Origin of the sequence: Methanolobus chelungpuianus, from assembly GCF_024500045.1 — an archaeon.
GTDB classification, from domain to species: Archaea; Halobacteriota; Methanosarcinia; order Methanosarcinales; family Methanosarcinaceae; genus Methanolobus; species Methanolobus chelungpuianus.
This window is the reverse complement of the sequence record NZ_JTEO01000006.1, coordinates 132,522-155,868: the sequence shown is the minus strand read 5'-3', so window position 1 is coordinate 155,868 and position 23,347 is coordinate 132,522. Positions and strand designations below refer to the sequence as shown.

The window sequence follows — 23,347 nt, the reverse complement described above, 5'->3', positions numbered from 1 at the left end:
TTGGTCCATGTTGGGGATGGCATAAATCAGCTTAAAATTGAATCCCAATAGATGTTGATGTTATATACATAACCCTTATTCTCATAAAGTCCTCTGGGACGCAGATTGCTTTTCTTTGACTCATAAAAGCTGTACTCCGGACTGTCGGTGTAATATATTGAGATGAGGCCGTATTTCTTTCCTTTTTGAACATAGGCAATCTTATCAAAACTGTCCAGTTCCTGCAATTTCACGACCGAACCTGTACAATCAACATACGTTAGCCCTTTATCAGTTGTCTCAAACGCATTTAAGGCATGTACTTCATTATTGTCATAGAAGTCTACAACTACAAAAGCTGCACGAATGCCTTCTTTTTCAGCATTGTTGTGAAGCCTCTCTGCAAAGTCAAAGCTTACGTACGTCTCATCCTGGTATAGTATTCTGTCTGTACCATCTGTTTTTAGAAAAGATATCAATTCATTCCAGGTAGGATCTGTTGAAGATTCATTGTTAATCAATGTTACCGGTTCACCGGATGCCTTAACCGGATCTATAGTATGCGAAGGACCTATCATATTTCTAACAGGATAATTTGACTGTGTGTTATAATCTCCAGAAAACCCTGCCATTGATGTTACAATCAGGATCGCAAAAAGAATGATTATTTTCCTGCCTGTCAGTTTTGGAATCCTGGTCCGTTGCCTGGAGGTCAATTCCCCCATAGCCTCACTTCTGCTTTCAGGAGGTATTTCCTTAGAACAATAAACCTTTCCATTCTTGTCCTTTTTTGAAAAATCCCATCCATCGAGTTTCATTCGATCTCCAAAAGAACTGTATATACAGACTATATGATCCTTATTATTATAAATCAGTTGCTATATAATGTTCATTCTAAATTTCGTATTTCTATTTATAATTAAGGTCCCCAAATATGGGACTCATTTGCATTAGGTTGTTCTCCTCTCTCTTTTAAAGATACTGGATCAGCAGCCAAATGACTTAAACTCATTTAAAAATTGAACAATATATGAAAAACACAGAGGTTTCGCGATATATCTATTATTATCCTGTCTATATCCACTCGCTCTGCGGGTGGCTTGATTTTTAATCAGTCCTTTTTCAGGTACTCTACCCTGTAGGTATAGCAATCCGGTTTCGTTCTTGACCGCTTTCTTTATGCTGTCGGACCGTGCTGTTATCCAGGTTACAGCAAATCGCAGGTACCGGGCATTGCAAAGGCCACTATGCCTTTTATGAGTTCAATATTGCCCGCAAGAAGAATTGAGGCAAAACTAGGCCACTAAAGTCGAATGCGTTCAATATTGAGAGGGTCCGCCGACCTGTGGTTCTAAGGATAAGCACGAATGCAATATAACCGCAAAAGGCAAAAGCGACGATTCTCAGTATGTTGTTCCAACTGCTGAAATATATTCCGGTGGCTTCCGGCCCCCAAAGCTCCTGCTTTTGTAATATGCCCCGGAAGAGTACAGTAACCCCTTACTGCCGCCCTCTTCATGTATTTTTCGGATCAGCTTCATATTATATCTAATAGTATATATTCCTCTGTCACAGGAGGAACCAAAAGAACAAATGGGTGGCAGGCCATTTGTTCTTTTGTTGGAAAATCTCCCACTTATTAAACCCTTTTTTATGGTACTTGGTTAATTCTTAGTGTTCCCGGCGGTCCAATAGTAGTGGACGGGAACATGACCGGCAAAGAAATATCGTACCGCAAAGCCATTTGATCTATGCCCGGTCTGGTATTTTATCATGTTTGATCGTGATCGTAAAGGCGTATCAGATATTTAAGCTTTTCTGAATCTATCATTATTAATCATTGCTATTCTCCTGTAAACCGGGATTATGAGTTATTTTGTACACTTGCAGAGAAACTTATAAGCCTATAGCTTCTATAAAGACTCTCAGATAATATATGGAAAAGATGTATGCGTATTTCGAACAGGAAAATTTTGCCACACACTCAGGAATGCATTTGACCGAAGTCTCTCCCGGCTATGCAAAGGCAGAGATGAAGATCGAGAAAAGGCACCTCAACGTGCTTGGTACCGTGCACGGTGGAGCGATATTCACGCTTGCCGATATGACCTTTGCAGCCGCTTCCAATTCTCATGGGAATGTTGCAGTTGCTATAAATGCAGATATCTCTTTTGTCATGGCTGTCGGTGAAGGTTATCTCTATGCAGAGGCAAAGGAGACTTCGATAAACCCTAAGATATCAACGTATACCGTGGATGTCAGGAACGAAAAAGGAGATACCATCGCGATCTTCACCGGGATGGCCTACCGAAAGAAGGATGCTCTCAGGTTTCCTGAATAGGCCCGGCCTGGCAGCCGGGATACTTATTACTATCTCAGACAAGCTCCCTGGGCTGCTTGTCCTCAGGCAGTGCAGGTAGGGGCATGGTATTGATAAGAATGGGTGATTCCACCTCTTTTGCCCTTTCAAGAAGCAGTTCCTTTCCTTTCTGGGTGATGGCAAACAAGGGCACTGCCGTCCCCACCTGGGCAAGAGGTTTGACTATCTCCCTGATATGCTTTGAAGCGCAGGTGGTCACAATATCGAGATACTTCGCAAGCTCAGTGGCGAACTCCTTATCAATACCCGTGACATGGGCGCCTATGATAGTAAGGTCAAGGCCCATTTCCTGCTCCAGCTGACGCAGTTCCTTTGCAGTCTCCGGGAACACTATCGTAACGGCTATTTTCCTGTAGCCCAGTTCTGCGGCTCTTCTGACTCCACCCACCGGGTCTATTCTGGCTCCGGAAGGATCAAGGACAATACCTCCCCTGTCAGCAATACCGTTAATGGTAGATTCAATTGGCTCGGTCTCAACAAGACCCGATATCCGGGCGCCCATGCCCTGTACAAGGGAAGGGTTGTTCGTTATGACAGTGCCTGCTCCATCGCAGACCGTGACCGTGGTGTCGAGCAGCCCTTTGTTGAGGCCTGTCATCATGACCTCGGAGGCGCCGAAGCCAACAAATACATCCATCTCAAGCTTCCTTTTGTCAGTGAAGAGCCCGAAATCCCGGATGCGGAATTCCATGTTCTTTCTGACCTCTTCTTTTGTGATCGCTTTGATACCTCTTGCTTTTTCGAAAATGGGGCACCATCCTATCTGAGGCTCGCCTACCTCGACAACCTTTCCATCCTTCACAACGACCCGGGCCTTTCCCAATATTTCCATCACATGAGACATTTTATCCACCAGTTCCTTCAATATAAGCAACAATAACCTTAAAGTGCGTTCCTTCTGTCGATAACCTTCTTTGATTTTCCTTCACAACGTGGTATGGTACCTTTTTCAACAAGCTCCACGGCTGTCCTGATGTTAAGCACGCTCTTGAGCTCGTTCTCCACATGTCTCTTTACGGCTGCCAGGTCCTTAAGCTCACCTGTGAATGCACCCTCCTCGAGTTCGACCCTCACCGTAAGCTCGTCCAGCATCTTCTGGTTCCTGTCCAGGATGACCTGGAAGTGCTCAGTGACCTCGGGCACCTTGGCAATGATGTTCTCTATCTGTGAAGGGAAGACGTTGATGCCCCTTACAATGAGCATATCGTCGGCCCTTCCCAGCAGCCTGGATATGCGGGTAGTGGTGCGTCCGCAGGAGCATTCGCTCTCAAGCAGCCTTGTAATATCCCCTGTCCTGTATCTGATGATTGGCAGGGCCTCCTTGGTAAGGGATGTGAGGACAAGTTCCCCTTTCTCTCCCTCGGCTACCTGTTCGCCTTCCTCATCGAGGACTTCCACTAGGAAATGATCACACCACAGGTGCAGACCGTCCTGTTCCTGGCATTCAAAGGCCACTCCAGGTCCCATGAGCTCGGAGAGTCCATAGGAGTCATAGGCTTTGATGTTCAGGCTGCTCTCCAGCTGCTTGCGGGTATTGGAGGACCATGGTTCGGCTCCGAAGCAGCCGACACGCAGGGACAACTGGTCCACAAGGTCCATCTCGCGTGCCGTTTCCGCCAGGTAAAGGGCATAGGAAGGAGTACAGTGCAGTGCAGTAACGCCAAAATCTATCATCATCTCAAGCTGCCGGGCCGTGTTACCGGTACCGCTCGGCACGGCCATTGCGCCTATCTTCTCGATGCCATAGTGGAAGCCCAGGCCTCCTGTGAACAGCCCGTAGTTGACGGCGTTCTGGAACACGTCGTTCTCGTCCAGGCCAACCATGGTGAAATTCCTTGCCATGAGATCCGACCATGTCTCAAGGTCATTTCTTGTGTATCCGACCACAGTAGCTTTGCCGCTGGTACCTGAGGACGCATGGATGCGGACTATGTCTTTCCTGGGGACGGCAAAGAGGCCGAATGGATAGTTATCACGAAGGTCTGTCTTTCTTGTAGTGGGCAGTTTGCTGATGTCAGCTGTCGATCTGATGTCATCCGGCTTTATACCCAGCTGCCTGAACTTTTCCCTGTAAAACGGCACATTTTCATAAACAGATGCAGCCGTCTTTTTCAAACGTTTTGATTGCAATGCTGCAAGTTCATCCCTTTTCATTGTTTCGTATTTGGGCTGCCAGTATCTCATGAGAATATCTCCGCTTCCTCCTCACATAGAACTCCCTGTTTAAATTATTTGCTATCGGCATCGGGTGCTATAGTACAGGTATGGTTGTCCTGCGGGCATCTTTCATATATACTTATACATAATATTATAAATTAAGTCCAAAATAAGTCTTTTTATGAGCATACTTGCCTGAATTATGTTCACAGATTTTTTTCCATTGCCATAATATATAAAAAAGCCTCCATTAAGTCTCTCCCTTGCCGGTGAGAATAAGAAATGAAACTGCTTTTTAAACAGAAGTGCGTGTTGATCATGCTGACTGTTTTCTTAGTCGGCATACCATTCACAGTAGCTGGAGATAATGGTATAACAGCCGAGATCACTTCTGATTATATCGTTATCCCCGATGGTGGGATGGTACACGTCACAAAGCAGATCCTGTTCTCCAATACTGATACAAATACAAAATACAAACGCGGGTACTACTCTACATTTAACCATTACCTGCCTTCGGATGCTGTAAACGTGAAGGCATATGATGATGAGAAAGTATTAGGGGTCCGTAATGAGCAGGGATCTTATCATACCTTCCTGTTCAATAACAGGGTATGGTATGGTGATAACTATGTATTCTATATCGAGTACGACTTGCCCATTAACAAGAATACTGCAGTCTTCTACATAATGGAAAACGGAGACAGCACGCATGTAAGAGTGGAAGTCCCATCAGGTTTTGATACACACCTGGCAAGGGATGATTATGAGCTCGAAGAGGAACAATATGCCAGTGTCTACACTTTCCGGAGAGGCACGGACTGGGGCAGGTCCTGCCTTGTCAATGCTGTCAGGCACACGGATTACCTTGTCCTCAGCGATGTGGTCCGCCTGCAGGAGCGGAATGTAACAGTGAATATAAGATACTGGGATGGTGAAGAAGAATGGGCGCAGGAAATGCTTGATACTGCACTGACGAGCCTGCCAATCCTCGAGGAAACCTGGGGAATACCATATCCGGCATCCTATGACATCACCATCACACAGGCCAATATTAATGAGACTGGCGGATATGGAGGGTTCAACAAAGGACGAGAAGGCATATGGATGCTGCATACCTCAAGCAGTGAGATACTGATCCACGAACTGGCTCACTACTGGACGCGCGCCTGCAACTTCGACCAGTTATGGATGGATGAGGGATACGCTGACCTGTATACATATATAGTGCTGAATGAGACCGACCCCGCAAGTGCAGCTGACAGAAAGGACCGTTTCCTGCAGAAGTACGAGTCACTGAAGGACGACTACGATTTTCCTCTGTCGGGATGGGACATACCTGAAAATATAGATGCATCCACAGGGATGAAAGTGGATTTCGGCTATAAGAAGGCGTTCGCACTCAGCTATGAACTATACGAGGGCATAGGCCTTGAGAACATGAAGGACAGTAATATCGAGTTCGCGGCTTCCTCTGCGGAGGTAAATGAAGAGATGTTCCTGAGCATACTAAGTGTTTCCTCCGGCAGTGACCTTCAAGGTATAAGGTCATATATCTATTAAACTTTTTAAGCCTATTCTTATTATTTTACTCAAAGGCCATAACTTATTTCAGTGACATTAATAAAGTACATATATGTGCTTTTGATATCAATATTATGTAATATTTATAAAAAGCACATATATTAGTGCATCGGTTATATTTATCAATCTTAAGGGTGTATTACTCAAGGGGAGTTTATAGTGGAAGTGCATATAGTCCAAGATAGTGTGATACAACGGGAGTGCAGGATCATGCAAAACGAATGTGAGCAGAAGCATATCAAGGCGCTGGAGCTGCATAATTCGATCCTTGGTATGATGGCAGATGGCAATGTGGAAACCGGGTTCAATGAAGGGCCGGATAGAAGGCTCAAACTGATATTTGACAGTATGGAAGACCAGATATTCATCATCGCGACCTCAGGAAGAATTATTTATGTCAACAGGGCTGCGATCAGCCACCTCGGATATAGCGAGGATGAACTGCTTGATATGCAGGCCGAGGATCTGATGGAAGGGAGCGATCCTAAACTGCTGTCCATGGCAGAGCAGATGGCAAGGAATGAAAAGACTGTTTTTGAGACTGGCCTGACAAGGAAGAACGGTTCTGAGATGGCCGTGGAAATAAGTGCCAAAATGATCTCTTATGGAGGCTATGAGGCATTACTCTGCGTTGCACGGGATATCACAGGCAGGAAAAAGGCGGAGATTGAACTTCGACGCTGTATTGAGGACCTGAGAGAATCCAATGACCTGAAGGAACTTTTCACGGATATCATCCGTCATGACCTGCTTACCCCTGCAGGTATAGTTCTGGGGTTCACTGAAGAGCTGCAACGACATCACCACGATGATAACACAGCCTTTGCCCTCAGAAGGATACATGAGAACACCAAGAAGCTCATAGGGCTGCTTGATTCAGCAACCAAGCTGAGTAAACTGCAGAAGATCGATGAGATCGTTTTTGACAGGATGGACATAGTGCAGCTCTTTTGCTCGGCCGTGGAGAACTTCAGGTCTGATATAGAAGAGAAGGGCCATAGTATAGAGATAGACACTGAAATGATGTGTATCGCCATGGCCAACCCCATCCTCGAAGAAGTCTTTGCAAACCTGCTCTCCAATGCAATAAAATACAGCCCTCAGGGAAGCAGGATAATTGTGGATTTCCTTGACGCCAATGACGCATGGAAAATAACGGTTAAGGATTACGGTCACGGCATTCAGGATACTGACAAACCCTACATTTTCAACCGCTTCCAGCGCGCAGACAAGAAAGGCATCAGAGGTACCGGCCTGGGCCTGGCAATAGTAAAAAGGATAATAGAGCTTCACGGCGGCATGTATGGCGTGGAGGATAATCCCGAAGGCAGGGGCAGTATTTTCTGGGTGGTGGTGGGGAAGGCATAGAATAGGCTGCTGTAAGCCTATTTGATCTTTATACAATAAGTTTTAAGGTCTTCCTGTGAAAACCACGGCAAACCCCTCAAGGAGAGTTTCATCTCCCTGTCGTCTTCAAGAAAAAAAGATGTTTCAATCCGTGTTATGATGGATCTTACTTTGGAGTCTTGCAGCTGCACGGCTTTTGTACAGGTACGTTGTTTCTGGAATAAACATGCGGCTACTATTTGTATCATCGACAACAACTACTGTTTGGAGTTTATAATAATTTCTAAGATGCGTAGACGGGTAGAATGTGCAATCATACGTAAGATATATTTAGGAGCTGAATGTATGAAAAGGCACTCTTTGCATTATATAAGTGTGTATGTCCGCTGAGGTTGCATGCATGTACCGCAGGAATGATATCAAAGGCATAGTTAACTCGATGGGACTTGTTTTTGGGGACATCGGCACCAGTCCGATATATACTCTTACGGTCATATTTCTGCTCACACCGCCGACATATCTTCATGTGATAGGTGTCCTCTCCCTTATTTTCTGGACACTGATAACGCTCGTGACAGTAGAGTATGCGTGGCTTGCCATGAGCCTTGGTAAGAAAGGTGAGGGCGGGACGATCGTTCTGAAAGAACAACTGGTCCCACTACTGAAGTCAGGCAGGAAGATCACGTTCATCACAATACTTTCCTATATAGGCATCTCTTTTCTTGTTGGTGATGGTGTGATAACTCCTGCCATAAGCATATTGAGTGCTGTTGAGGGAATACGCATCATTCCGGGATTTGCTGATACTCCACAGGAGACTCTTATGTTAATGGCAGGGATCATTGCCATAGCTCTTTTCTCCATCCAGAAAAAGGGGACTGAGAAAATTGCATGGGTTTTCGGGCCTCTAATGATAATATGGTTCTCATCCCTTGCTATTTCGGGCATTGCTTCGATATATTATATACCCTCGGTTCTAAAGGCCGTTAATCCGTACTATGCTCTTGAGTTCCTCTGGGATAACGGTCTTGCAGGTTTTTTTGTGCTTTCCGAGGTAATACTCTGTGCAACAGGCGGCGAGGCTCTGTATGCGGACATGGGCCATCTTGGAAGGGAGCCTATAATCAGGGCATGGAGAATTGTCTTTGTTGCACTGGTATTGAACTATTTCGGCCAGGGAGCCTTCCTTCTCAGGTATCCTGAGTCCAGCAACATACTTTTTGAGATGATACACCAGCAGGCTCCGATCTTGTATGTCCCGTTCCTGCTCCTGAGCATATTAGCAACCATCATTGCTTCACAGGCCATGATCAGCGGCATGTTCTCGGTGGTCTATCAGGGAATAGTTACCAGAATATCTCCGATGCTGAAGATAGATTACACTTCCAACTTGCTGAAATCGCAGATCTACATAAGTGTAGTTAACTGGCTGCTGCTGGTTGCAGTGCTGTTTGCCATATATGAGTTCAAAGAGTCCAGCAAGCTTGCTGCTGCCTATGGGCTGACCGTCACCGGAAGCATGGTCATAACAGGTGTCATGATGATACTGATCTTCTATTTGAGGGATCATATTTTCAAATCAGTTCTTTCAGTATTTGTAACGATTGTGGCCACAGTATTCTTTATTTCAAACAGCTATAAGATACCGCATGGTGGATACTGGTCTCTTTTCATTGCGTTCATTGCATTCAGCATGATAATGATATACACTGCCGGGCAAAAGAAACTATATCAGTCTTTAAGGCCTGTACAGATTAACTATTTCCTGGATCACTATATCAAGGTATATGCCTCTGCAAACAAAATAAAAGGAGCAGCCCTTTTCTTTGCAAGGGATGTCAGGATAATTCCCCAGTACATAGCGCATACGATGTTTGAAGACGGCATTATTTATGAGGACAATATCATTGTCACTATAAGAATACGAGAGGATCCATTCGGAGTATCCAGCTCATTTAAGCAGGATCTTGCAGAAGGACTGCGGGTGTTTGAGATAAGCACAGGATACATGGAAGTCATTGATGTGGCTCAGATATTGCAGGATGCAGGTATCTACGAAAAGACAATGTTCTATGGTGTGGAAGACATCATAACCGGCAACCCTGTGTGGAAAGTATTCTCACTCATCAAAAAACTATCCCCCTCCTTTGTACAGTTCTACAGGATCCCGCCTGATAAACTGCACGGTGTGATCACAAGGTTTGAGATGTGATCCCTGAGTAGAGGATCAAAAAGCAGGTAAAAGTGAAATTTAATGAGGGCTAAACCTCTCATCACTGTTCAGTGTGTCTTCAAGCCGGACATGCTCTTCTGCATTCCCTGCGCCATTTCCTGCCTGGCATGATTTATTTTCTCTGCCCGGTCCTTGCGGGCCAGCTCGTTCTTTGCCCTGCCCACGACATCCTCGCTGGGGACGCCGCCTTTGTTAACCTTGCTCTGGTAACTTTCTGACTTTGCCTCATCCTGCATGTTTCCGTCCGGAAGGTCCGCGCAGTTACATTAAAGTAAAAGGCGCCTATCCAGGCTCCAATATTATATAATGACAAACATGTAAAAAGGAATCAGTATGCAGAAAATGTTTTACCTGAATAAGCAGCTCTTGCGGAAGACGGGCTGCACATGCATGGAAAAGATCGTTGGGAGGTCTATTTTATTAGCTTCCCGCCAAAATCTGCTTTTTCAAAATATTGCTGGTAGTATTCGTTGGCTCTGTAAAAGCGGGTTGCAGGAGCAATTTCAGTAATAATGTCCCTTTTGAAATAGCCGGAATCCTGCTGGTGCCTCTTTGATTCGGCGGCTATCCTCCGCTGTTTTTCATTGTGGTAGAATATCATGGATCTGTACTGGCTGGACAGTTTCTCATTATCACCCTTCGGCGCAGTTGGGTTATGCAGCTCCCAGAAGAGTTCCAGGAGCTTTTCATAGGAAACGATCTCAGGGTCGAAAACAACCTGTACGGCTTCCACATGGCCTGTTTTGCCGGTGCTGACCTGTTGGTATGTGGGGAACTCTACAGTACCTCCTATGTAACCTACGGCCGTACCGAGAACACCTGCAACCTGGCGGAATATTGCTTCGGCCCGCCAGAAACTTCCTGCTCCAAAGGTTGCCACCTCATAATCACCGGCCAATATCTGGTTGTGCAGGTTCTGCTCACCCCTGTCTGAATCTTCGAGGTACGGAGTCTCAGCATCCTGTTTCATAAGAGTATCGGATATCGTTGAAAGCTGATAGTTACGCTTTGTGTGCATGTATACATCAACCCAAAGTGAATTGATGTTAATTGTTGGTCTGACCTGCAATAAACATTTCTGTGGCCTTTCAGCCAGTACGGTATGCCCTGGCCAGCAGTCCTGAATAAGGTCCTTTCTACATTCCTCCTGGAAGAAGTTCGAATCAACAGGTTTAAATAAATTGTCATAATCTCTCATATTATACTCACGCAGGATTGGACCTACAAGCTACAGCATGACATCTGGTATTGGTGTACGAGTGTCAAACCAGATCATACAAAAGCTTGCAGAGGCAGGCTGCGTGCCCTGCATATAAAATAATCAAAAGAAGGTGAACTAAGTGCTATACCCGAACCCCCAGAACCAGGTCCCGCAGATAAGCGAAAAAGCATGGGTTTCCGAAACCGCCATCATAGTAGGAAATGTCACTATAGGGGATAATGTGTATATAGCTCACAATGCCATCATCAGGGCGGATGAGCCGGGTTCATCTGTCAGTATTGGCGACAACTGTAACGTACAGGACAATGTTATCATCCATTCCCTGTCCAACTCAGATGTGGTAATAAACAGTAACACATCCCTTGCTCACGGATGTATAGTGCACGGACCCTGTATCCTTGGAGAGGGCTGCTTCGTGGGGTTCGGATCCGTTGTGTTCGATTGTATCCTGGGCTCGGATTCGATCGTGCTCCACAATGCAACCGTACGCAAGGTCACCATCCCCCCGGGCAAGGTCATCCCTGATGGAATGAGCCTGACGGTGCAGGAATCCGTTGATTCTCTTGAAGGGCTGAGCCCGGAGCTTGAAAAGTTCAAGCAGTCTGTGATAAAGGCTAATGTAAGCCTTGTCAACGGCTACAAGAACCTGGCTATGGAAGCGTAATCTTTAAAAAAGACCGGAGGTGTTTACCTCCCATTTTTCAGTGACTTTCCTGCCCTCAGCTGTAAGAGTATATCTTTTCCATGTGGTCTTTTCGGGAGTCACGCAGCGGATGAGCCCTTTATCCTCAAATTCCTTAAGGGCACGGCTGATGTTCTGAGTGGAACGGTTCGTCTCATGAGCAATATCTGATGCTTTGGCTATTGTGTGCTGTTTGAGATAATCCATCAGGATCACACGGCGGTCAACGCTTAATATCCATCCGAGAAATTCGTCTATTGAATCTTCCATATTATTCCCATCACAAATCGAGACAACTTAATTATCTATGGTATAATATTTATCACTATGCCAGTTTTCTGTGTCAGAGTACAGGTTTGAATGTCCTGGGATCAAGAAAAAGTTCTCTTTCACAATAATTGCACATGGTGTTCAGCCCGGTCCCTGCCATAAGGGACCTGTCCACTTCTTCCTGCGGCGTCATGTACTGGGTCATTTCCTCACCGCAGTGAGGGCATTTTATCCTGAGCCACTCGAATGTGGTAAGATTTCTCAGTGTATAGATGAGGTATCCCAGAGCATCCGTAAAGGTGTCCTCTGTGAAGATTACAGGTGTCAGGTGCTGCACCATGATCGGAAGCTCTACACCATCTTCTGCAAGGACGATTATGAGATTGTCCCCATTGGCAGCAGCAAGGCCCAATTCCTGGTTGACGCGCGGAGACAGGGTTCCCTCCTTCGTGAGAATGACTACCACGCAGTCTGAATGGCTGATACCAAAACGGATGCGCTGCGACATGGATATATGCAGGATCTTACTGTACATGGAAGAAGAGCTCTCAAGGTTCACAGCCCACAGCGCCTGCGCCATTTCCTGCGCAAGAGGCTCATCGTTGTCAGCATAGGAGATGTATATCCTGTTGATCATGGCAGAGATTAAGAGATGCCTTTCTTCATATAATAGCTTCACGACTTATGCAAAGCCAAAACAGCACAATGCAAAGGGATTGGCTTTCGTGACATGCAAGGACAAGAAAGGAAACAACGGACAATGGGATTTGTCTTTATAGGAATAGAACAGTTCAGATTGAAAGGTAAGCGATAACAGTTCAAGGAAAGATGAGGCACCCGGAAACCACCACGCTTTAGGGTGCCTCCTTCCTGACGAATCCGAGATGTTCCCCAACATCTCTCTACTACTCCACTCCCGATTTGCGGTTCATTTCCCCACGACCCGCACTACTACTAGGCCCTGCTTTTATATAACCCAAACCTTACTGAATCCGGTGTTGAAGGTGAAGATGGTGTTGTGCTTTATTTTCAGAGGAGGACATTTCTTTTAACGACATCGTAATTTCATTTGTGATACACACGGAAAAACTCTGTTTTTCCTATGTTTTCCCTACATTTTCCCCATTTTATCAGATCTGAATATAGTAGAAATTCATTATCACACCTTACACAGGATACGGATGATCATGGAATTATCCATCAGGAGCACATACCCTTTAAGGTTGAGTTTCAGAAGGGCATCCCCGAATGCAGGTTCACTCAGTGCTGTTGCCTTTTTTGCTTCCGGCAGAGGCACATCAACATCAGTCCCAAAGGCACTGCAGAGGTCCTTGTAAAGGGTGCTCTCATCCCTCCTGAGGCTGTAGAGCTCGGTAAGTGATGCAGGGGTTGACAACTCCCTGCTGGCATTATGGGTCATATCCGTCCAGAACTCAAAGACCTCCTTTATGTCCTCTTTTGAACACCCGGTCTTGTGCTGCAGTCTTGCATAGGCCAGGCCCATAAGGGAAATTGCCGAGCCCAGGTCCTGGTTGTACGGAAGACCGCCCATGTCCATGAGGTCGTTCTTGAGTTCATAGGTCTTCTCAGCGATATAGGGTTCAAGCGTCCCGGGTATGGAAGGATTCACAAGTAATGAGTCTATGATATGTGCACCCAGCACAGGATAGTCCTCTTTGCAATATTCATTGATCCTGCTTCTGCCCTTCACATCCTCTACATCCAGTATGATAGGCAGCTGCATAGGTGTCAGTGTCGGGTTAAGACAGGACAGGCTTAGCTCTTTCTTACCTTCCGGCCCTATATACCTGTCCTGCTCCGAGATCCTGTAATAGTAATCAGAAGATGCTCTCCTGAAATCAGCAGGAATGATCGTGTTCATCGATCCGGTGTATCCGTTCCAGCTTTTCTGTTTCCCGAGCACGGCTGCATTGATGCCTCCCACATGCCTTCTGTAGGGAGGAGCGGAGGATATATACAGGGCGCTGCCCATACCGATACAGTCAAGCACACCTTTGTCTCCTACATAAGGCGTCCTGAACCAGTCGATGACCTCTTCAAAGTCCAGCAGGCCCCTGGCCTTAGATATGGAGGCGGGAGCAATGCTTTCCCAGCTGTCCACGAACTTCACCATAGTTTTGCTGAACCCGCCCTTGCCTCCGCTGTGGATCACCTCCGAGTCTGTGACATGTACTTCCACAAGGCTGTTCCTGACAGGTGCCTTCCCGCAGGTCAGGTAGAAGACCTCGTTCTTGTTCGAGCGCAAAAAAGGCGAAGGATCAAGATAGAAAATACGCCGGCTGTTTCCGTCAAACCTCACAAAGCCGGTGTTCTCACGTTTGAAGAGAAGTTCCCTTTCTATGGTGGCCAGCTGTGAGCCGTATATCCTTTCATCCAGTTTCATAACGTTACTTGAACCTGTGGGCCTGCTACGATATCTTTTTTGCGGAAGGATGATCTCCTCCTGCCGTTAGATTTTTATCGTATCGGATAAGTCCGGGACCGGTGCTTTATGCCTCAGGAAGAGGCAGTCAAGTATAAGTACCTGAAAATAAAACTATCAGACAATGACAATAATGACGGCTGCTGTTGCATAAAGTGGAGGTAGGAACAGCCGGTTGCGGAAGTAACAACAGCCCCGTTCATAATACATTTAAGAGTGATAATATGGCAGGATCTGACCTAGCAGATAAGAAAGTACTGATGATCATAGCACAGAAAAATTTCAGAGATGAGGAGTTCTTTGAACCCAGGGAGATCTTCGAGGATGCAGGAATGGATGTTACAGTTGCCAGCAACAGTACCGATGAGGCAGTGGGCGCCCTTGGAGGTAAGGTAAGGCCTGATGCCACCATAGATAATGTCAATATCGCGGAGTTCGATGCGGTGGTGATCGCAGGTGGCGGCGGTTCCCGGGAGTTCCTCTGGTCCAATAAGAAGCTCCAGAAGCTTGTGAAGGATGCCTTCGACCACGAGAAAGTAGTTGCTGCCATATGCATCTCACCGGTCGTGCTTGCCAGGGCAGGCGTGCTCGAGGACAGGAAAGCCACCGTGTTCAAGGACGCTGCATGCATAAAGGAACTGGAGAAAGGCGGAGCTTCCTATGAGGAAGAGGATGTCATCGCTGATGACAACGTGGTGACTGCCTGCGGACCGGACGCTGCTGAAAAATTCGGCGAGGCTGTCCTTGAGGCTCTGGAAAGGTTCTGAACAGATAAAAGGGAGTTAGGCTCTCATCCCGCCATCGGCGCTGATGCATGCCTGAGTCCGTGAGTATGGTCGTCTGGACAGGGCGACTCCTGCTACATTCACTTTATCCAGAAGGACTGGCAGGCCGGGCCACAGGCCGGCTGCCTATAACTTTATTTTCATAAGATCTGCGGCTATCGTGACATCGCCCCTGAAGTGTTCCTTTATGTGCTGTACAGCCTCAGCTTCATGCCCCTGCATCTGCAGGTAAAGATGCGTGAGATACAGGTGTTTCACATTGAGGGCCTGCTCTTGCATCAGACGGGTGAGCATGTCGGGTGTTGTATGGTTGGTGATCTCAAAACCCACAGGGAAAGAGCATTCGTGTATTAGCGCGTCCGCACCGTCCGCGAACCTGAAGAGCATTTCCGAGGGTTCGGTATCGCCGGTATAGACTACTGCCCGGCCTTCATTCTCCACCCGGTAGGCCAGCGAGGGGACGCTGTGCACCGTGGGCGTACAGGTGATGACACAGTCACACGCAGTAGTGCAGCTTCCAACATCCTCCGCACCAGGGCTCTCGGGAGAGAACGCTTCACCGCCGCTGAGTTCGGTTATCTCCACTTCGAACCTGCCCTTGAGATAATCATAGGGTTCGATGGCCTTCCCAAACCAGTCCCTGGTCCCCTCCGGCCCGTAGATATGCACCGCATCCGCCGCGCCCGAGAGCCACCTGGCCTTGAGCAGCGCGATCACATCCCCCGCATGATCTAAATGCAGGTGCGTCAGCACGACCGTATCGATGTCCGTATGATCGTATCCCGCCTCCACGATCCTCCCCAGGACCCCGCAGCCGCAATCGAACAGTACCGGCCTGTCGCCGATCTCCATGATAAGCCCTGACTGCACCCTCCCAATCTGCGGAATCCCGACACCTGTTCCAAGAAATGTGATCTTCATATTTACTAGAATAAGGATTATATAACTTAACACTTATTAGTGGCTTACAATTCCGAAAGGCAAGTAACTCTGTTCTTCTCACTGCGAGGGTTGCCCAGCTGGTCAAAGGCGCCGGACTTAAGATCCGGTATCGAAGGATTTCGAGGGTTCAAATCCCTCCCCTCGCATATGGTTTTTGGGATATATACAACGCTAAAAAAGTGTACGCTCAAAATTTGAAGGAATAAATAACTAAATATAATAATAAAATTCATTCAAGTGATTGAATTTTATCAAATTCCAGTTTGTACTTTTTTAGCCCAACACCACTTCTATAAAAATTAATAAACTCTGATAGTGTATAGAATGTGAAAATTGATGGAACCAAACCTATGATTACGAGGTAAAAATCATTAGTAATTCCGAACCATACAAAAATAGTGAATATTACTAAGGTTATAATGTTTAAGGCACTAACATAAATGCTATATGTAAATAAAAAGTGAATTTCATCGAAAATTTCAGTTTTTAAAAGTTTTTTATAAAACAAATCATTTGTATCTAAATCGTTTAAGTAATTAAAAGCTTGATAACAAAAACCTATTGAGAGTGCGATTATTGCAACAGATGTATTAAAAACATTGCCTTTATCTAAAACTATATTCATTTCCCAAGGCTTTAGCAAATAGAAAATAATAAGAGGAATGAATATTGAAAGGTATAAGCCCACATCTTCAAAGATGCTTTTTCTATATTTGACAATATTTTTAATCATGAATCAAATCATCCTCTGAGGAAACATATTTTCCAAACATTTCAATTATCAAATTAATGAACTGTTCTTTTTCTTCAAGAGGAAGATATTGGATTCTTTTTCTTATTACTTTGTCTTTTAACCTTATTGTTTCAAAGTCACCATTTTGTTTCTGTCCAGTTATTATGCTATCTCCATAGCCACTATCTGAAATAGAAATTCCGCTCATTATATGACTTTCCAGATCTCTTGCTAATCCATCTGATGTTTCAGATTTAAATTTGGCATTTAAGACATCGGTTCTTTCTCGACTTAAAAACGCTTCTATTTTTTCAAATGTTGGTCGTGGGGTAGGATTTGATTTTCTGATGTTGATCAATTCAACTTCAATCATCCTAGAAAACGATTCAATCTTTTTGAAAATATCAAAATCTTCTTTTCGATAATGAACCTCAATTTGAGAAAATAACTCCTCGGAGTTAAGACCATACAAAATTTCAATCATTTCAATAAAGTTATCATCTCGCAATTTCGAACTACTTGTAAAAACGATTGATAAGTCTCTAAATATAACAAATTGACTTACAGAAAAGAACTCATCAATTATCTCTGGGCCATAGGTTAGATTTGTCTTATCTAAGACTTGATGTTTAGATGATAACTTTGATTTATATAATTCCCCATAAATTACTTTAAAGTCAGATTTGGAATATGCAAACACATTTTTTAAATGATACAAAAACGATTTTGTAGATACGATGTTTTTTCCTTTAAGACCTCTTAATATAACTCCAAAAGGATCTTCTTTCCCAAATGATTTATGGGTGATTCTCCCAAGGCTTACTTGAATCGTTCTAGTCATTGTTACCTATTTAAGAATGCTAAGAACTCTATATATAATTTATTAACTATGTGTGCATGTTTTCAATTAACGTCTTGCTTTGGTGTAATGTTTCACTATGAACCTATTTATATGTTTAAATAGAATATGTTCTGAAGTTTAGTTGCTCTCACTATCGAGGAATTCAAATGCAAACTCTTACCGAAAAGCAGACAAGGAAAAAGCTCATTGATCCTTTGCTGGTTACAGAAGGTTGGAAGGTTGCACTCTATGATTACACAAAGGTACTATCAGAGTACAATAAATGTGCAATTGGGGAATATCCCACTTCTAATGGTCCTGCTGATTATGCATTGTGTGTGGACGGGAAGATACTTGGAATCATTGAAGCCAAGAAAGTCACTTTAGGACCACAAAATGTCCTCACACAGGCAGAAAGATACTCAAAAGGAGTGTCTAATAGTGGGTTTAATTTTGATGGGTTTAAAGTTCCGTTTTTGTATTCAACAAACGGTACAGAAATATTGTATCATGATGTTCGTAATCCTCTGAATCGCTCTAGAAAAGTATCAGGTTTCCATACACCCGAAGCTTTGCTTGAAAGACTAAACATTGATAATGATGAGACAATAACTAGCTTCTTTTCCATTCCAGATAATCAATACATGAGACCATACCAATGTGAAGCGTGTGATTCTGTTGGGAAGGCTATTGCCAACAAGAAAAGAACAATGATGCTTGCGATGGCAACAGGAACGGGGAAAACATTCACTGTTGTAAATCTCATCTATCGATTAATGAAAGCAGGTGTCGCTAAAAGGGTTTTGTTCTTAGTAGATCGAAGGGCTCTTGCTGCACAGGCTGTTAGGGCTTTTTCATCTTTTGAAACTGAACAGGGTTTAAAGTTCGATAAGACCTATGAAGTTTATAGCCAGCGTTTTCAGCGTGGTGACCTTGGAGAGGATGAAACTTTTGATGTAAATGCAATGCCTGAATCTTACCTGACTGACCCTAAACCGGAACACAGCTTTGTATATGTTTCTACTATCCAGAGAATGACAATAAACCTGTTTGGGAAAACATCTGCGTTCTCCTGTTGTGATGAGACTGAAGATGAAGATGCAAGTCAGTTAAATATTCCCATACATGCTTTTGACTTAATTATTGCTGATGAATGTCATAGGGGTTACTCTGCACAGGAAATTTCTACTTGGAGAAAGACCCTTGACCATTTTGATGCTATAAAAGTAGGACTTACAGCTACTCCTGCCGCTCACACGTCTGCATATTTCAAGGAGATTGTTTACAAGTATGGTTATGAGCAGGCTGTCAGGGATGGTTATCTAGTAGATTATGATATTGTAGCCCTGGAATCCGGTGTTCGCATGAACGGTATTTTTCTTCATGAAGGAGAGGCTGTTGAGGTTATAGACCCTGAAACCGGACTTCGTGATATTGACATGCTTGAGGATGAAAGGGAGTTTTCAGCGGAGAAAATAGAACGAGAAATAACATCTATTGATTCAAACAGGAAGATCCTTGAAGAGATTAAACGCTATGCAGATGAACATGAAAAGAGATATGGACGTTTTCCTAAGACTCTGATTTTTGCTGTGAATGATATAGCTTTTACTTCTCATGCTGATCAAATCGTTGATCTTGCAAGAGATGTTTTTGGAAAAGGAGATTCTTTTGTTCAGAAGATTACAGGTAAGGTAGACCGTCCTTTGCAGAGAATAAGGGAATTCAGGAATAGAAAAATGCCTGGAATTGCTGTGACTGTTGATCTTCTCTCAACCGGAGTTGATGTTCCAGATCTTGAATATATTGTTTTCTTGAGATATGTTAAATCAAGAATCCTATTTGAACAAATGATGGGGAGAGGAACTAGAAAGGGCGAGCACTATCCTGATAAATCTCACTTTGTAGTCTTTGATTGTTTTGGAGGGACTCTCATTGATTATTTCAAATCAGTTACAGGAGTGACAGCAGAACCTCCACAAAAAGAAGTTAAGCCAATTAGCAAGGTAATTGAAGACATCTGGAATAACCGGGACAGGAAATATAATACTCGTATTCTTACAAAGCGTCTCAACAGGATAGACAAGGAGATGAGTGGGGAAGCGCGTGATATGTTCAGTGCTTTCATCGAGAAAGGAGATCTCAAGAGTTTTGCAATTTCTCTTGAAAGAAGGCTTGAAGAGGACTTTACCGGAACTATGGAAGTCCTGAGGAATAAGGACTTTTTGAATCTGCTTGAGAACTATCCGAGACCAAAGAAGACATTCTATGTGGATTATGGAGAAAGGGACTCTGTTTCTTCTACTTGGATAGTGAGAGATGCTTCAGGTAACGAGTACAGGCCAGATGATTATCTTGAATTGTTTTCTAATTTCGTAAAGGAGAATCCTGAAAAGATAGCTGCAATTGGTATTCTTCTTGACAGGCCACAAGAATGGAGTACAGATGCACTTGAAGAATTAAAGAAAAAACTGGAATCTTCTCAGCAAAGATTTACAGTTGAAAATCTTCAAAGAGCACATCAAATCAAATACAGTAAGGCTCTTGTAGACATTATCTCAATGATAAAACATGCTGCCTCTGAGGAAGAAGCTTTGCTAACAGCAGAAGAGCGTGTAAGCAATGCTTTTTCCAAGGTTACGATGGGGAAAAGCTTTACAACAGATCAGCTTTTATGGCTGGAACGCATCAAGTCACATCTGATTGCAAACCTCTCTATCGATAAAGAGGACTTCGATTATATTCCGGTGTTTGCCGATTATGGCGGATGGAATAAGGCCAACCGGATCTTTGAAGGCCAGCTTGTAACCTTAATAACAGAATTTAACAGGGCAGTTGCAGCATGAGCGATATTGTACAAAAACTATGGGGTTTTTGCCATACTTTAAGGCATGAAGGCATTGATTACGGCGATTATATTGAGCAAATCACTTACCTGCTGTTTCTGAAAATGGCTGATGAGAGAGGCATTGAAATGCCTGAAGCTTGTGGATGGCAATCCCTGAAAGAGCAGTCTGGCATAGAACTTACAGAGCATTATAGTGATGCATTGAGGACTCTTGGTAAGCAGGACGGTCTTCTTGGTGATATCTTTGCAGGTGCTCTCTCCCGTTTCCACAACCCTGTAAGCCTTAAAAAGATGATTACACTCATTGATGAAACCGAGTGGACAGGTCTTGACATCGATGTAAAGGCAATGGCTTTTGAAGGACTACTGGAAAAGGCTGCCAGTGAAGGTAAAAAGGGTGCAGGGCAGTATTTCACTCCACGTATAGTTATCCAGATGATAGTAAGGTGTATGAAGCCAGACCCACGCGCCAGCAGGGAGTTTGCTATAATGGACCCTGCATGTGGTACAGGTGGCTTTCTTGTATCTGCCTATGAGTGGCTTAAGGAGATCACCGCAGGAGGTGCAGTGGACCGTGACCTTGCTAAACGCATCCGTTACAGTACATATCACGGACAAGAGCTTGTGGAGCGTCCACGCAGGTTAGCTCTCATGAACCTGTATTTGCATGGGATTGAACCTGAGATCAAACTTGGTGACTCTATCTATGAGATACCGGATTCTAAAAGGTTTGATGTGGTGCTTACCAATCCTCCGTTTGGAACCAAAGGTGCAAACCAGTCTCCCGGACGTGAAGATTTTGTTGTTGAAACATCCAACAAGCAACTGAATTTCATTGAACATGTCATGACCATCTTGAAGCCCGGTGGCAGAGCAGCTATCGTAGTACCAGATAACGTGCTTTTTGCAGATCAGGCAGGAGAGGTTTTCAAGGTGCTCTGTGAAGACTGTGACTTACATACTGTCTTGAGATTGCCTGATGGTACTTTTACACCATATTCCCCCGGAACTAAAACAAATGTGATATTCTTCACCAAAGGCATTCCCACAGAGCATACCTGGGTATATGATTGCCGTACAAATGTTCCTAAAATCACAAAGAAAGATCGTCCACTTACCAAAGAACATTTTCAAGAGTTTGAGAGATGCTTTGGTGATGATCCTAACGGCAGGGCAAAACGTGAGGAAAAAGACTCACAGGATAATCGCTGGCACAAGTTCCACATTTCTGAACTTAAAGAGAGGAATTACAAAATTGATTCTCTCAAATGGCTAAGGGACGATTCCTTAGGAGATACTGATGATTTACTTGGGCCTGAAGAACTTGCTGCTGAAGCAATAGATGAACTTGAAGCAGCAGTTAGTGAGTTGAATGCAATTCTGGACCTAATGGGGAACGGTTATGCAACAGAAGAGTGAACTGCTGGAAGGGTGGATTTGGACAGAAGTAAAGAATCTTGGAATTCTGATTAATGGCGATAGAGGCAAAAACTATCCATCAAACAGACATTATGTTGACTCAGGAATACCTTTCATTAATGCTGGAAACCTCTTTAATGGTAAAGTATCAACTGAAAATTTGAACTTCATAAGTGATGAAAGATATAATTTACTTAACAGTGGAAAACTCATTGAAGGGGACATCATTTATTGCTTGAGAGGAACACTAGGTAAATGTGCAGTGTTCTCGGGTATGAAAAATGGGGCGATTGCATCTTCATTAGTAATTCTCAGACTTAACGAAGCAACAATTAATTCCTACATGTACTATTTTTTAACTAGCCCTTTTGGGAAAAAGTTAATCAAGACTTTTGACAACGGTACTGCTCAACCTAATTTATCTGCAAAGAGTTTATCCAGTTATCCTGTACCTCTCCCTCCCCTCCCCGAACAACACCGCATAGTCGCAGCAATCGAGGCACTGTTCGCCCGTCTAGATGCGACAAACGAGAGGCTTGACAAAGTGCCGGAAATCATGAAGGCTTTCAGGCAGGCTGTTCTAATGGCTGCTTGTGATGGGAGGCTGACGGAAGATTGGAGATTACATAATTCCGACATTGAAAGCGCAAAAACGATCTTAGAATATATCACTACGGATAAAAGCAAACTTTCAAAGAAAAAGCAAACAAAAGATGCAATTTGTGATGTCCCTTACGAATTACCAACTAATTGGTGTTGGACTTGTATAGACTTAATATCTGAATCAATGAAAAATGGTATTTACAAGCCACAGGAATTTTACTCAGACGATGGAATTGCGTGTCTGAGAATGTATAATATTGATAATGGAGCAATAGTTTGGAAAAACATCAAAAGGATGAATTTATCTTCAGAAGAAATAGCTGAATATCTTCTTGAGCCAGGAGATATCCTTGTGAATCGAGTAAACAGCAGAGAATTAGTTGGTAAAGCTGCACCTATTCCGAATGGTATTGAAGCTTGCATCTACGAAAGTAAAAACATTCGGTTAAGAGTCTTTAAGCAATATATCTTAAGCGAATACATTGGTTATTGGTTTCAAGTTTATGCACAAGGGTATTTCAATTTGAATGCACAGCAAACAGTCAATATGGCTTCTATTAATCAACAACAGTTAGCTTCCATGCCTCTTCCTTTTCCACCTCTTGCTGAACAAAAGGAAATTATTTTTAGGGTAAGTGCACTCTTTGCTTTTGCCGATTCCATTGAATCAAAAGTTATAGCAGCAAAAGAAAAAACAGATCAACTCAGGCAATCTATTCTTGCAAAGGCTTTTTCAGGAGAACTTGTGCCTACTGAGGCAGAGCTTGCCAGACAGGAAGACAGGGATTATGAGTCTGCTGAAATGCTGTTGGAGAGGATTAAAGTTGAGGGAGCGAGCATTAAGAAACAGAAAAAATAATCTGTCTCTTAGTTGTCTTC

General features: G+C 44.0%; 20 protein-coding genes and 1 tRNA gene. 10 read left to right on the top strand and 11 right to left on the bottom strand.

Translation table 11 applies throughout. The annotated features are described in order from the left end of the window. Positions 1–26: 26 nt before the first annotated feature. On the bottom strand, positions 27–797 hold the full coding sequence (locus tag PV02_RS11035; RefSeq protein WP_256623472.1) for a hypothetical protein: 771 nt from the start codon (positions 795–797) through the stop codon (positions 27–29). A gap of 1,118 nt (positions 798–1,915) precedes the next feature. Here PV02_RS11035 and PV02_RS11030 point away from each other — a divergent pair. Continuing rightward, positions 1,916–2,320 carry a PaaI family thioesterase gene (locus PV02_RS11030; RefSeq protein WP_256623471.1) on the top strand — a complete coding sequence of 135 codons (405 nt, stop codon included), beginning with the start codon at positions 1,916–1,918 and terminating at the stop codon, positions 2,318–2,320. A 34-nt stretch (positions 2,321–2,354) separates the two neighbouring features. On the opposite strand, the gene PV02_RS11025 is transcribed toward PV02_RS11030, so the two are convergent. Both PV02_RS11025 and PV02_RS11020 read right to left on the bottom strand, forming a co-directional pair. Continuing rightward, positions 2,355–3,203 (bottom strand): methanogenesis marker 8 protein, encoded by an 849-nt coding sequence (locus PV02_RS11025; RefSeq protein ID WP_256623470.1) that lies wholly within the window; start codon positions 3,201–3,203, stop codon positions 2,355–2,357. 38 nt (positions 3,204–3,241) lie between these two features. Beyond that, complete coding sequence (locus PV02_RS11020) at positions 3,242–4,543, bottom strand: phenylacetate--CoA ligase family protein (RefSeq protein WP_256623469.1); 1,302 nt, start codon at positions 4,541–4,543, stop codon at positions 3,242–3,244. Positions 4,544–4,798: 255 nt separating this feature from the next. Between PV02_RS11020 and PV02_RS11015 the strand changes: the two genes are divergently transcribed. From PV02_RS11015 to PV02_RS11005, 3 genes are all read left to right on the top strand, one after another. Beyond that, positions 4,799–6,079, top strand: coding sequence for a gluzincin family metallopeptidase (locus tag PV02_RS11015; protein ID WP_256623468.1), 1,281 nt, complete (start codon positions 4,799–4,801; stop codon positions 6,077–6,079). A gap of 231 nt (positions 6,080–6,310) precedes the next feature. Beyond that, complete coding sequence (locus tag PV02_RS11010) at positions 6,311–7,468, top strand: PAS domain-containing sensor histidine kinase (protein ID WP_256623467.1); 1,158 nt, start codon at positions 6,311–6,313, stop codon at positions 7,466–7,468. Positions 7,469–7,847: 379 nt separating this feature from the next. Beyond that, positions 7,848–9,659: a KUP/HAK/KT family potassium transporter gene (locus PV02_RS11005; RefSeq protein WP_256623466.1), complete on the top strand. Its 1,812-nt coding sequence runs from the start codon at positions 7,848–7,850 to the stop codon at positions 9,657–9,659. 68 nt (positions 9,660–9,727) lie between these two features. Here PV02_RS11005 and PV02_RS11000 read toward each other — a convergent pair whose 3' ends face one another. After that, entirely contained in the window at positions 9,728–9,916 is a 189-nt protein-coding gene (locus PV02_RS11000) for a hypothetical protein (RefSeq protein ID WP_256623465.1), read from the bottom strand. 176 nt (positions 9,917–10,092) lie between these two features. Next, positions 10,093–10,698: a peptide-methionine (S)-S-oxide reductase MsrA gene (gene msrA / locus PV02_RS10995; protein WP_342765642.1), complete on the bottom strand. Its 606-nt coding sequence runs from the start codon at positions 10,696–10,698 to the stop codon at positions 10,093–10,095. Between the two features lie 322 nt (positions 10,699–11,020). On the opposite strand from msrA, the gene PV02_RS13310 reads away from it, so the two are divergent. Continuing rightward, complete coding sequence (locus PV02_RS13310) at positions 11,021–11,566, top strand: LbetaH domain-containing protein (RefSeq protein ID WP_256623464.1); 546 nt, start codon at positions 11,021–11,023, stop codon at positions 11,564–11,566. 3 nt (positions 11,567–11,569) lie between these two features. On the opposite strand, the gene PV02_RS10985 is transcribed toward PV02_RS13310, so the two are convergent. The 3 genes from PV02_RS10985 to PV02_RS10975 all read right to left on the bottom strand — a co-directional run bounded on the left by PV02_RS10985 (position 11,570) and on the right by PV02_RS10975 (position 14,258). Next, the gene (locus PV02_RS10985; protein WP_256623463.1) at positions 11,570–11,854 is read right to left on the bottom strand and encodes a winged helix-turn-helix domain-containing protein; all 285 of its coding nucleotides are present in this window, start codon (positions 11,852–11,854) and stop codon (positions 11,570–11,572) included. Between the two features lie 73 nt (positions 11,855–11,927). After that, the gene (locus PV02_RS10980; RefSeq protein WP_256623462.1) at positions 11,928–12,491 is read right to left on the bottom strand and encodes a toll/interleukin-1 receptor domain-containing protein; all 564 of its coding nucleotides are present in this window, start codon (positions 12,489–12,491) and stop codon (positions 11,928–11,930) included. 522 nt (positions 12,492–13,013) lie between these two features. Beyond that, on the bottom strand, positions 13,014–14,258 hold the full coding sequence (locus tag PV02_RS10975) for a hypothetical protein (RefSeq protein ID WP_256623461.1): 1,245 nt from the start codon (positions 14,256–14,258) through the stop codon (positions 13,014–13,016). Positions 14,259–14,521: 263 nt separating this feature from the next. Here PV02_RS10975 and PV02_RS10970 point away from each other — a divergent pair, with 263 nt between their 5' ends. Further along, entirely contained in the window at positions 14,522–15,064 is a 543-nt protein-coding gene (locus tag PV02_RS10970; RefSeq protein ID WP_256623460.1) for a DJ-1/PfpI/YhbO family deglycase/protease, read from the top strand. Between the two features lie 144 nt (positions 15,065–15,208). On the opposite strand, the gene PV02_RS10965 is transcribed toward PV02_RS10970, so the two are convergent. After that, complete coding sequence (locus tag PV02_RS10965) at positions 15,209–16,003, bottom strand: MBL fold metallo-hydrolase (RefSeq protein WP_256623459.1); 795 nt, start codon at positions 16,001–16,003, stop codon at positions 15,209–15,211. A gap of 83 nt (positions 16,004–16,086) precedes the next feature. On the opposite strand from PV02_RS10965, the gene PV02_RS10960 reads away from it, so the two are divergent. After that, a tRNA-Leu gene (locus tag PV02_RS10960) sits at positions 16,087–16,170 on the top strand. 83 nt (positions 16,171–16,253) lie between these two features. On the opposite strand, the gene PV02_RS10955 is transcribed toward PV02_RS10960, so the two are convergent. Continuing rightward, positions 16,254–16,757, bottom strand: coding sequence for a hypothetical protein (locus PV02_RS10955; protein WP_256623458.1), 504 nt, complete (start codon positions 16,755–16,757; stop codon positions 16,254–16,256). Then, entirely contained in the window at positions 16,750–17,598 is an 849-nt protein-coding gene (locus tag PV02_RS10950) for a hypothetical protein (RefSeq protein ID WP_256623457.1), read from the bottom strand. Before PV02_RS10950 ends, PV02_RS10955 begins: the two co-directional genes overlap by 8 nt. 167 nt (positions 17,599–17,765) lie before the next feature. Here PV02_RS10950 and PV02_RS10945 point away from each other — a divergent pair, with 167 nt between their 5' ends. Genes PV02_RS10945 through PV02_RS10935 form a run of 3 tightly spaced genes read left to right on the top strand, consistent with a single transcriptional unit; the run spans position 17,766 to position 23,327 of the window. After that, complete coding sequence (locus tag PV02_RS10945) at positions 17,766–20,444, top strand: type I restriction endonuclease subunit R (protein ID WP_256623456.1); 2,679 nt, start codon at positions 17,766–17,768, stop codon at positions 20,442–20,444. Next, a complete protein-coding gene (locus tag PV02_RS10940) occupies positions 20,441–21,865 on the top strand; it encodes a class I SAM-dependent DNA methyltransferase (RefSeq protein ID WP_256623455.1) in 1,425 nt (474 codons plus the stop codon). The genes PV02_RS10945 and PV02_RS10940 overlap by 4 nt, the downstream gene beginning before the upstream one ends. Further along, positions 21,849–23,327 carry a restriction endonuclease subunit S gene (locus PV02_RS10935; RefSeq protein WP_256623454.1) on the top strand — a complete coding sequence of 493 codons (1,479 nt, stop codon included), beginning with the start codon at positions 21,849–21,851 and terminating at the stop codon, positions 23,325–23,327. The genes PV02_RS10940 and PV02_RS10935 overlap by 17 nt, the downstream gene beginning before the upstream one ends. Positions 23,328–23,347 lie beyond the last annotated feature (20 nt).